The 11479-nt window shown below is 57.1% G+C and carries 6 protein-coding genes, 2 tRNA genes and 2 rRNA genes; 9 read left to right on the top strand and 1 reads right to left on the bottom strand.

The genetic code is table 11. The features are described 5' to 3' along the window. Positions 1-37 precede the first annotated feature (37 nt). From J4D25_RS17060 to mrdA, 5 genes are all read left to right on the top strand, one after another. A tRNA-Ile gene (locus tag J4D25_RS17060) sits at positions 38-114 on the top strand. A 10-nt stretch (positions 115-124) separates the two neighbouring features. Continuing rightward, positions 125-200, top strand: a tRNA-Ala gene (locus tag J4D25_RS17055). Positions 201-434: 234 nt separating this feature from the next. Further along, positions 435-3326: ribosomal RNA gene (locus J4D25_RS17050) — 23S ribosomal RNA — on the top strand. A gap of 156 nt (positions 3327-3482) precedes the next feature. Then, positions 3483-3598, top strand: a 5S ribosomal RNA gene (rrf, locus tag J4D25_RS17045). 278 nt (positions 3599-3876) lie between these two features. Beyond that, the gene (gene mrdA, locus J4D25_RS17040; RefSeq protein ID WP_057713889.1) at positions 3877-5769 is read left to right on the top strand and encodes a penicillin-binding protein 2; all 1893 of its coding nucleotides are present in this window, start codon (positions 3877-3879) and stop codon (positions 5767-5769) included. A gap of 12 nt (positions 5770-5781) precedes the next feature. Here mrdA and J4D25_RS17035 read toward each other — a convergent pair whose 3' ends face one another. Then, positions 5782-6741, bottom strand: coding sequence for a LysR family transcriptional regulator (locus J4D25_RS17035; RefSeq protein ID WP_057713890.1), 960 nt, complete (start codon positions 6739-6741; stop codon positions 5782-5784). 155 nt (positions 6742-6896) lie between these two features. Here J4D25_RS17035 and J4D25_RS17030 point away from each other — a divergent pair, with 155 nt between their 5' ends. From J4D25_RS17030 to J4D25_RS17015, 4 genes are all read left to right on the top strand, one after another. Then, entirely contained in the window at positions 6897-8198 is a 1302-nt protein-coding gene (locus tag J4D25_RS17030; protein ID WP_057713891.1) for an MFS transporter, read from the top strand. Next, positions 8195-8950: a class II aldolase/adducin family protein gene (locus J4D25_RS17025; protein ID WP_007988289.1), complete on the top strand. Its 756-nt coding sequence runs from the start codon at positions 8195-8197 to the stop codon at positions 8948-8950. The genes J4D25_RS17030 and J4D25_RS17025 overlap by 4 nt, the downstream gene beginning before the upstream one ends. Continuing rightward, positions 8947-9888, top strand: coding sequence for a glyoxylate/hydroxypyruvate reductase A (locus J4D25_RS17020; protein WP_198530233.1), 942 nt, complete (start codon positions 8947-8949; stop codon positions 9886-9888). Before J4D25_RS17025 ends, J4D25_RS17020 begins: the two co-directional genes overlap by 4 nt. Before the next feature lie 206 nt (positions 9889-10094). Continuing rightward, positions 10095-11474, top strand: coding sequence for an MFS transporter (locus J4D25_RS17015; protein ID WP_057713892.1), 1380 nt, complete (start codon positions 10095-10097; stop codon positions 11472-11474). Positions 11475-11479: the final 5 nt, after the last annotated feature.

Here is an 11479-nt window from a genome sequence, read left to right as displayed (position 1 = left end):
CTGATAGCTCCAAGCTAACAGTTACGCGCTCGAAATTGGGTCTGTAGCTCAGTTGGTTAGAGCGCACCCCTGATAAGGGTGAGGTCGGCAGTTCGAATCTGCCCAGACCCACCAATTTTGTTATGGGGCCATAGCTCAGCTGGGAGAGCGCCTGCCTTGCACGCAGGAGGTCAACGGTTCGATCCCGTTTGGCTCCACCATATAACTGCTTCTGAAAGTTTAGAAATGAGTATTCCGATGTGAATATTGATTTCTAGTCTTTTGATTAGATCGTTCTTTAAAAATTTGGGTATGTGATAGAAAGATAGACTGAACGTTACTTTCACTGGTAACGGATCAGGCTAAGGTAAAATTTGTGAGTTCTCTTAGTTGAGAAATTCGAATTTTCGGCGAATGTCGTCTTCATAGTATAACCAGATTGCTTGGGGTTATATGGTCAAGTGAAGAAGCGCATACGGTGGATGCCTTGGCAGTCAGAGGCGATGAAAGACGTGGTAGCCTGCGAAAAGCTTCGGGGAGTCGGCAAACAGACTTTGATCCGGAGATGTCTGAATGGGGGAACCCAGCCATCATAAGATGGTTATCTTGTACTGAATACATAGGTGCAAGAGGCGAACCAGGGGAACTGAAACATCTAAGTACCCTGAGGAAAAGAAATCAACCGAGATTCCCTTAGTAGTGGCGAGCGAACGGGGACTAGCCCTTAAGTGGCTTTGAGATTAGCGGAACGCTCTGGAAAGTGCGGCCATAGTGGGTGATAGCCCTGTACGCGAAAATCTCTTAGTCATGAAATCGAGTAGGACGGAGCACGAGAAACTTTGTCTGAATATGGGGGGACCATCCTCCAAGGCTAAATACTACTGACTGACCGATAGTGAACTAGTACCGTGAGGGAAAGGCGAAAAGAACCCCGGAGAGGGGAGTGAAATAGATCCTGAAACCGTATGCGTACAAGCAGTGGGAGCCTACTTTGTTGGGTGACTGCGTACCTTTTGTATAATGGGTCAGCGACTTATTTTCAGTGGCGAGCTTAACCGAATAGGGGAGGCGTAGCGAAAGCGAGTCTTAATAGGGCGTCTAGTCGCTGGGAATAGACCCGAAACCGGGCGATCTATCCATGGGCAGGTTGAAGGTTAGGTAACACTGACTGGAGGACCGAACCGACTACCGTTGAAAAGTTAGCGGATGACCTGTGGATCGGAGTGAAAGGCTAATCAAGCTCGGAGATAGCTGGTTCTCCTCGAAAGCTATTTAGGTAGCGCCTCATGTATCACTGTAGGGGGTAGAGCACTGTTTCGGCTAGGGGGTCATCCCGACTTACCAAACCGATGCAAACTCCGAATACCTACAAGTGCCGAGCATGGGAGACACACGGCGGGTGCTAACGTCCGTCGTGAAAAGGGAAACAACCCAGACCGTCAGCTAAGGTCCCAAAGTTATGGTTAAGTGGGAAACGATGTGGGAAGGCTTAGACAGCTAGGAGGTTGGCTTAGAAGCAGCCACCCTTTAAAGAAAGCGTAATAGCTCACTAGTCGAGTCGGCCTGCGCGGAAGATGTAACGGGGCTCAAACCATACACCGAAGCTACGGGTATCACTTAGGTGATGCGGTAGAGGAGCGTTCTGTAAGCCTGTGAAGGTGAGTTGAGAAGCTTGCTGGAGGTATCAGAAGTGCGAATGCTGACATGAGTAACGACAATGGGTGTGAAAAACACCCACGCCGAAAGACCAAGGTTTCCTGCGCAACGTTAATCGACGCAGGGTTAGTCGGTCCCTAAGGCGAGGCTGAAAAGCGTAGTCGATGGAAAACAGGTTAATATTCCTGTACTTCTGGTTATTGCGATGGAGGGACGGAGAAGGCTAGGCCAGCTTGGCGTTGGTTGTCCAAGTTTAAGGTGGTAGGCTGAGATCTTAGGTAAATCCGGGATCTTAAGGCCGAGAGCTGATGACGAGTGTTCCTTTGGAACACGAAGTGGTTGATGCCATGCTTCCAAGAAAAGCTTCTAAGCTTCAGGTAACCAGGAACCGTACCCCAAACCGACACAGGTGGTTGGGTAGAGAATACCAAGGCGCTTGAGAGAACTCGGGTGAAGGAACTAGGCAAAATGGCACCGTAACTTCGGGAGAAGGTGCGCCGGTGAGGGTGAAGGACTTGCTCCGTAAGCCCACGCCGGTCGAAGATACCAGGCCGCTGCGACTGTTTATTAAAAACACAGCACTCTGCAAACACGAAAGTGGACGTATAGGGTGTGACGCCTGCCCGGTGCCGGAAGGTTAATTGATGGGGTTAGCTAACGCGAAGCTCTTGATCGAAGCCCCGGTAAACGGCGGCCGTAACTATAACGGTCCTAAGGTAGCGAAATTCCTTGTCGGGTAAGTTCCGACCTGCACGAATGGCGTAACGATGGCGGCGCTGTCTCCACCCGAGACTCAGTGAAATTGAAATCGCTGTGAAGATGCAGTGTATCCGCGGCTAGACGGAAAGACCCCGTGAACCTTTACTATAGCTTTGCACTGGACTTTGAATTTGCTTGTGTAGGATAGGTGGGAGGCTTTGAAGCGTGGACGCCAGTTCGCGTGGAGCCATCCTTGAAATACCACCCTGGCAACTTTGAGGTTCTAACTCAGGTCCGTTATCCGGATCGAGGACAGTGTATGGTGGGTAGTTTGACTGGGGCGGTCTCCTCCTAAAGAGTAACGGAGGAGTACGAAGGTGCGCTCAGACCGGTCGGAAATCGGTCGTAGAGTATAAAGGCAAAAGCGCGCTTGACTGCGAGACAGACACGTCGAGCAGGTACGAAAGTAGGTCTTAGTGATCCGGTGGTTCTGTATGGAAGGGCCATCGCTCAACGGATAAAAGGTACTCCGGGGATAACAGGCTGATACCGCCCAAGAGTTCATATCGACGGCGGTGTTTGGCACCTCGATGTCGGCTCATCACATCCTGGGGCTGAAGCCGGTCCCAAGGGTATGGCTGTTCGCCATTTAAAGTGGTACGCGAGCTGGGTTTAGAACGTCGTGAGACAGTTCGGTCCCTATCTGCCGTGGACGTTTGAGATTTGAGAGGGGCTGCTCCTAGTACGAGAGGACCGGAGTGGACGAACCTCTGGTGTTCCGGTTGTCACGCCAGTGGCATTGCCGGGTAGCTATGTTCGGAAAAGATAACCGCTGAAAGCATCTAAGCGGGAAACTTGCCTCAAGATGAGATCTCACTGGGACCTTGAGTCCCCTGAAGGGCCGTCGAAGACTACGACGTTGATAGGTTGGGTGTGTAAGCGCTGTGAGGCGTTGAGCTAACCAATACTAATTGCCCGTGAGGCTTGACCATATAACACCCAAGCAATTTGACTACTCGAAAGAGCATCAGATTGCGGTGTGTGAAGACGAAAGAACCGAAAGTTCGACGCTCACAAAACACCGAAAGCTGTCACATACCCAATTTGCTGAAGCGAGGCCAGCCGGCCACGACTCAGTACCCGAATTTCTTGACGACCATAGAGCGTTGGAACCACCTGATCCCATCCCGAACTCAGCAGTGAAACGATGCATCGCCGATGGTAGTGTGGGGTTTCCCCATGTGAGAGTAGGTCATCGTCAAGATTAAATTCCGAAACCCCTATCTGCGTATGCAGGTAGGGGTTTTGTTTTTGTCCGCAATGTAGGCACGAGCCCGCTCGCGAAAAACCCGCGAGCGCTGCGGGGCGTCAGGTTTCCCGCGTCATCGTTGGCGTTCTTCGCGAGCGAGCTCGCTCCTACAAGGTCATTGTAAAAAAAATCACATAAACCTGACTCCGCGCTTTTGCTAAGGTGCAGCTCATTTTTAATGGACTGAGTTTGCGCCCACGGATCGGCATTCTTTTCAAAGAGTTGCTGTAGAAATGCCCGAACCGATACCCATCAAGGACCACGAGAAAGAGACACGCCTGGTCAATAAAAGGCTGATGGCCTGCGGCTTGTTCGTTGCCGCTGTCACCTGTGCGCTGGTAGTGCGCCTGTATGTCCTGCAGGTAGTCGAGTTCGACTATCACTCGACCATCTCCGAAAACAATCGCGTACATGTCCTGCCAATTACACCGACTCGCGGGTTGATCTACGACCGCAACGGCGTACTCCTCGCGGATAACCGTCCCAGCTACAACCTGACCATCACCCGCGAACGTGCTACCGATGTAAACGAAGAGCTGGACGAGGTAGTCAATCTCCTGCATTTGCCCGCTGAAGACCGCTCGCAGTTCGACAAGGCGATGAAGCAGGCACGTCACCCCTTCGTACCCGTGACGTTGTTCTATGAACTGAGCGAAGAGCAAATTGCCGTACTCGCCGTCAACGAGTTCCGCTTGCCGGGCCTCGATGTCGAGCCTCAGTTCGTTCGGCATTATCCATTGGGCGAGCACTTCGCCCATTCGGTCGGCTACGTCGGACGTATCAACGAGAAAGAATCAAAGGCTCTGGATACCGTGGAGTATCGAGGCACCCAATCCATCGGCAAGACCGGGATTGAAAAATTCTACGAGAAGCAACTGCACGGCCATGTCGGTTATGAGGAAGTCGAAACCAATGCCCAGGGCCGCGTGCTGCGAGTGCTCAAGCACACTGACCCGGTGCCAGGCGAAAACATTGTCCTGAGCCTCGACGTCAAGCTTCAGGAAGCCGCCGAGCAAGCCTTGGGCGATCGCCGTGGCTCGGTGGTCGCACTGGATCCCTCGACCGGTGAAGTGTTGGCCATGGTCAGCAACCCGAGTTTCGATCCGAATCTGTTCGTCACCGGTATCAGTTCCAAGGAGTACTCCACGCTACGGGACTCCATCGACCGACCGCTGTTCAACCGTGTGCTGCGCGGTCTCTATGCGCCGGGTTCGACCATCAAGCCGGAAATGGCAATCGCTGGCCTCGATGCCGGTGTCGTCACGCCACAGACCCGTGTGTTCGACCCCGGTTATTACCAGCTGCCGGATTTCGATCACAAATACCGCAACTGGAACCACAGCGGCGACGGCTGGGTGGATATGGATGCGGCGATCATGCGTTCCAACGACACCTACTTCTATGACCTGGCACACAAGCTCGGTATCGATCGTCTGCACGACTACATGGCCATGTTCGGACTGGGTGAGAAAGTCTCCCTGGACATGAATGAAGAGTCCGCCGGCCTGATGCCATCCCAAGCCTGGAAACGCGCCACCCGTCGTCAGGCCTGGTTTCCGGGCGAGACGGTGATTCTCGGTATCGGCCAGGGCTACATGCAGGTCACGCCACTGCAGTTGGCCCAGGCGACGGCGCTGATTGCCAACAAAGGCGTGTGGAATCGCCCGCACCTGGCCAAAACCGTGGACGGTGTCGCGCCGGTGGATGAGCATCCGATGCCGAACATTCTGCTCAAGGATCCTCGCGACTGGGAGCAGGTCAACCATGGCATGCAGATGGTGATGCACGATGCCCGCGGGATTGCCCGGGCCGCAGCCGCGGGCGCGCTGTACCGTATCGCCGGCAAGAGTGGTACCGCGCAAGTGGTGGCGATCAGGCAGGGTGAGCGTTACAACCGGGAGAAAACCCGCGAGCGTAACCGCGACAACGCCTTGTTCGTTGGTTTTGCCCCGGCCGAGCACCCGAAAATCGTGATTTCGGTGATGATCGAAAACGGCGAGGCCGGTGGTCGTGTCGCCGGACCGGTCGTGCGGGAGATCATGGACGCCTGGCTACTTGATCAGGACGGGCACCTCAAGCCGCAGTACGCAGCGCCGAGCAAGGCACCGGGCGAACCTCACGTCTGAACCTTCATGGCTTCACAGCACAGGCTCACGGATGCTGAGCATGTGCTGGAAGCTCTCGAGGAACACCGTTTCGGCCTGGCTCATCTTCTGTTCGCGATTCCACAACAACTGAATATCGAAATCCACCACCCCGTCTTCCGGCGGCAAGCGCCAGAGCAGACCTTGCTCGACATCCCGGCGCACCAGATGGGTGGGCAAGGCGCCGATGCCGTAACCCGCGCAGATCAAGCGGTAAATTTCTTCGAAACTGGTGGAGGAGGCGACGATCTTGCCGGTGAAGCCTTGCTGGTCGCGGAACAGCGTCAGGGGTGAAAGATTGCCGCCGAGTTGATCGCTGGTGAAGCTGACGAAGTTTTCCGCCGCCAGTTGTTCCAGAGTCAGATTCTGTTGCCCGAACAGCCGGTGACGTTGGCCACAAAAGTAAGCATAGGTCTCGCGAAACAGTACCCGTTGTTCCAGTCGTGGCTGTGGCAAGCGGCACAGGCCAACGCCGACTGTCGCAGTTTTTTGCAGCAGCGAACTGATGATGTTCGAACTGCCCATGACCTCGACTTCCAGCTCGATTTTCGGATGGGTTTCATGGAAATCAGCGAGGAAGTCATCGTAATGCCGAGCCTGCACACCGCTGACGGTGAGGATGCGGATCTTGCCCACCACGTCGTCGTGACGACTCTCTACTACCGTCCCCAGGCGTGAAATATCCCCGTAGATATCCGCCGCTATGCGCAGGACTTCTTCCCCGGTTTCCGTCAGATCAAAGCGTCGTCCGCTGCGGGCAATCAACACGCATTCCAGTTGTTCTTCCAGTCGTTTCAGCGCCTGGCTGACGGCCGACTGGGTGATGTGCAGTCGCGCGGCGGCGCGGCTCATGCTGCCTTCCTGGCCGATGACCAGATAGGTGCGCAGCAGGTTCCAGTCGAGGCGGTCATTGAGAAAGCGACGCCCGACCCACGGGTTGGAATTAGAAGGCATAAAACCTCATGCAGTAGCGGTGCTAATAGTAAAGATAAGGAATTGAAAATTGACTAATCCTGGCATGGAAGCGATAAAGCCCACAAGTGCCACAGAGCGCAACCGTCATCAGCCTTAACACCTGCCCAAAAACTATAAGTACACAGGGTCCTTGCATGCACACTACTCCCCAACCGCGCCGAGCCGCGGCCGCTGCCTTCATTGGCACGACCATCGAGTTCTACGACTTTTACATCTACGCCACCGCGGCGGCGCTGGTCCTTGGGCAAGTGTTCTTCCCCAGCAGCGACCCGGTCATGAGTACCCTGGCGGCGTTCGGCAGTTTCGCGGTCGGCTTCATTGCCCGTCCCATGGCCGGGATGGTGTTCGGTCATCTGGGCGATCGTCTCGGGCGCAAGAAAATGCTGTTGGTGACCATGGCCTTGATGGGCGTCGCCACGGCGGGTATTGGCCTGTTGCCGAGCTACGCCAGTGCCGGCATCTGGGCACCCATTGGTCTGATCGTGCTGCGTGTCATTCAGGGCATTTCGGTCGGTGGTGAGTGGGGTGGGGCGGTGTTGATGGCGAGCGAACACGCGCCGGCCAAGCGCAAGACGTTCTACGCATCGTTCGCCCAGCTCGGCAGTCCCGCCGGTTTGTTGCTGGCACTGATCGCTTTCCGTCTGGTGACGTCCCTTGAGCCAGAGGATTTCCTCGCCTGGGGTTGGCGCTTGCCGTTCCTCGCCAGCGGCGTGTTGATGATGGTCGGGCTGTTGATCCGTTCCGGCGTTCACGAGTCGCCGGAATTCGCCAAGGCCAAGGACAACAACGAGACCGCCAAATACCCGGTGATGGACGTGATCCGTACCTGCTGGCGGCAGATCCTGTTCGCCGCCGCTGCCGTGACCATCGGCTCGGCCGGGTTCTTCTTCACCAACACCTTCATGATCACCTATGTCACCCAATATCAGGGCATTGCCCGTTCGACGATTCTCGATTGCCTGTTTCTGGTGACCGTCATCCAGTTGCTCTCACAACCGCTCTCGGCGCTGATCGCCGAACGTATCGGCGAAGGTCGTTTTCTCAAATGGGTCGCGTTGCTTTGCATGGTCACGCCATACCCGATGTTCCTGCTGGTAGGCACGCAGAACATTGTGTTCATGACTGCCGGCATTGCCCTGGCGGTGGTGATTCTTTCGGCGCTTTACGCGGTGATCGCCGGCTACATGACCCAGGCCTTCCCGGTGCACCTGCGCTACTCGGGCATTTCCATCGCGTACCAATTGGCTTGCGCCGTGGCCGGCGGCACCACGCCGCTGATCGGCACCCTGCTGGCCAGCAAGTTTTCCGGACAATGGTTGCCGCTGGCGGTGTTCTTCACCTTGCTCTCGGCCCTGTCCCTGATCGGTGTTTGCGGCCTGGCCCGCCTGCGCGCCAACCCGGTCGTCACCCACGCTGCTAAAGAGGTGTATTCGTGAGTAAACCTGCACACATCGACCCGGTTGAATGGCAAGCCCGTTGCGAACTGGCTGCGCTGTATCGACTGGTCGCGCACTTTCGCATGACCGACCTGATCGACACCCATATCACCCTGCGGATTCCGGGACCTGAGCATCACTTCCTGATCAACCGCTACGGGGTGATCTTCGACCGCATGCGCGCCTCGGACCTGGTGCGCATCGATCAGGAAGGGCGGGTGGTCGACCCGGAGTACGCGGGCCATCGGGTCAACGCTGCCGGCTTCGTGATTCACTCGGCGATCCACATGGCGCGTCCGGACCTGAACTGTGTGATCCATACCCACACGGCGGCCGGCATGGCGGTCGCGGCGCAGAAGCAGGGCCTACTGCCGATCAGTCAGCATGCGCTGAAGTTCTACGGCAAGCTGGCCTATCACACCTATGAGGGCATCGCGCTGTCGCTGGATGAGCGCGAGCGCTTGATTGCCGACCTCGGTCCGCACCGGGCGATGATCCTGCGCAACCACGGTTTGCTGGTGGGTGGATCGGGCGTGGCCCAGGCGTTCCAGGAAATCCACTTCCTGGAGCGGGCCTGTCAGGCCCAGGTGCAGGCGCTGGCTGGTGGTTCGGCACTGCATTACCCGTCGCCGGAAGTCTGCGCGCACACCGCCGAGCAGTTCGACCGTGATGAGCAGGACAACATCATCGACCTGGCCTGGGAGGCCGCCCTGACGTTGATCGAATCCCAGCGCGAGTCATATTTGTCATGAACGCCGTCATCAACACTGTGGTTCTGCTGTCCCGCGACACCTTGCTGCTCAAGCAATTGCAGGCGGCGTTTGCCCGCAGTGCGCCGCAGCTCACCGCCGTGCTGGCCGACGATTCCCGGGCCGCCAATGCACAGATGGCGGCGTGCTGGTTTCCCTTGCCGGGCAGTCTCGGTGCCTTGCCGAACCTGCAGGTGATTCACTCGGTGGCCGCCGGTATCGATCACCTCGATCACGATCCGTCGTGCCCGGACCTGCAGGTTTGCCGTGTGGTCGACCCGGGCCATCGCCAAGGCATGACCGAGTACGTGCGCTGGGCGGTGATCCACTATCACCGCGGTTTCGATCAGGTGTTGTCGCACCAGCGGGAGCAACGCTGGGAGCGGCCGCTGCAACGGGCGGCGGGGCAGTTCAAAGTCGGTGTGATGGGGCTCGGATCGCTGGGCAGTGCGATTGCTCTGGATCTGGTCGCAGCCGGTTACGACGTGCGCGGCTGGGCGCGGCGCAGCAAGGATTTGCCCGGTGTGCGCACGTTCGCCGGGGGTGATGCGTTGCATCCTTTTCTCGACGGCGTCGAGTTGCTGATCAACCTGTTGCCACTCACCAGCGAAACCCGCGGGATTCTCGGACGAGCCACTTTCGAACAGCTCGCCAGCGGCGCGGCACTGATCAACTGTGGCCGGGGCGGTCATTTGAACATCGACGATCTCGAACAGGCCCTGGCGAGCGGGCATTTGCGCGGCGCCATGCTGGATGTTTTCGAGCAGGAACCGCTGCCGGTCGATCACCGGCTCTGGACAATGCCCGGTGTCACCATCACCCCGCACATGGCTTCGGCGGCGTCCCATGACTGTATTGCCGAGCAAGTGGCAGAGAACTTTCGTCGATTGAATGCTGGCGAGCCGTTACTCAACTGCGCCGACCGAGTATTGGGATATTGAACTAACTCACCCCCTGTAGGAGCGAGCCCGCTCGCGATGGTCGTTAACGATTTCGCGTGTTTGTCGGTTAAACGCGGTGTTCTTGAGTTCATCGCGAGCAGGCTCGCTCCTACAGGAACCAGTTTCCCGTAAGCCATAACAACAACCGTCGCCTCAACCGTTTTACTGCCAGTTCAAAACAATTAAATAAATTCCTGGAGACAGTGATGAGCGATCTATCGTCCGCAGAAAAGTCCGGCGCACCACCGGAAGTTGCAATCAGCATGAAAAAAGTCGCGGTGGCCAGTGTGATTGGCACCACCGTGGAGTGGTACGACTTGTTCGTGTTTGCCACGGCTTCAGCGCTGGTGTTCAACAAAGTGTTCTTCCCGGATTTCGTGCCGCTGATCGGAACGCTGCTGGCGTTCGGCACCTTCGCTTCGGCGTATCTGGCACGGATTGTCGGCGCGGCGTTGTTCGGGCATTTCGGTGATCGCCTGGGGCGCAAGTCGATGCTGTTGATCTCGCTGCTGACCATGGGCGCGGCCACCTTCGCCATCGGCTTGTTGCCTGACTTTGCAACCATCGGTATCTGGGCGCCGATCCTGTTGTTGCTGCTGCGGGTCGTGCAAGGCCTGGCATTGGGGGGCGAATGGGGCGGGGCGGTGCTGATGGCGGTGGAGCATGCGCCGGCCAACAAGCGTGGCTTGTACGGCTCCTGGGTGCAGATCGGCGTGCCGGCCGGGACCATGATTGCCAACCTGGCATTCCTGTTGATCGCGGCGTGGCTGTCCCCGGAGGATCTGTTGGCCTGGGGGTGGCGTATTCCGTTCCTGGCCAGCGTGTTACTGATCGCCGTCGGTTTGTATATCCGCCTGAACATCTCGGAAACCCCGGCTTTCAACAAGGTCAAGGAAGCCGAAGTGCAAGTGAAAATGCCGTTGGCGGAAGTATTCCGCAAATACTGGAAGCAAGTGCTGCTGGGGGGTATTGCCACCATGTCCACGGGCGCTTCGTTCAACATTATCGTGGCGTTCGGCTTGACCTATGGCACACAGAATCTCGGCTTCAGCCGCAGCGTGATGCTCGGTGTGGTGCTGCTGTCCTGCGCCTGGTGCATTGTCATGTTGCCGGTGTTCGGTGCGCTTTCGGACCGCTTCGGACGCAAACCGATCATTGTCGGCGGCATCATCGCCGAAGCGCTGGTGGCGTTCCCGATGTTCTGGCTGATGGACACCAAGGAGCTGTCGATGGTGGTGTTCGGTTATCTGTTGTTGATGACCGCGTTCGCCGCCAACTACGGGCCGATCGCGACCTTCCTCGCCGAGCTGTTCGGCACCCGGGTGCGTTATTCCGGTTTGTCCATCAGCTACATGTTGTCCGGCCTGCTCGGCAGCGCGGCGACGCCTATCGTCACCACGGCATTGCTGGCCGCGACGGGCAAAGGTTCGTCGGTGGCCTGGTACATGATCGGTGCGGCATTGATTTCCCTGGTGGCCCTGTTGCTGTTGACCGAGACCTTCAAGAAGGACATCAGCGAGATCCCCAGCGTCGTCCCCACAGACGATCCGGCTCCCGGTAAACCCTTCAAATCGGCTACGGCCTGACATCT

It is taken from the genome of Pseudomonas sp. GW456-L13 (genome assembly GCF_017350115.1).
Lineage (GTDB): Bacteria > Pseudomonadota > Gammaproteobacteria > Pseudomonadales > Pseudomonadaceae > Aquipseudomonas > Aquipseudomonas jessenii.
The sequence above is the reverse complement of the archived record's forward strand: the minus strand, read 5'-3'. Positions and strand labels throughout refer to the sequence as shown.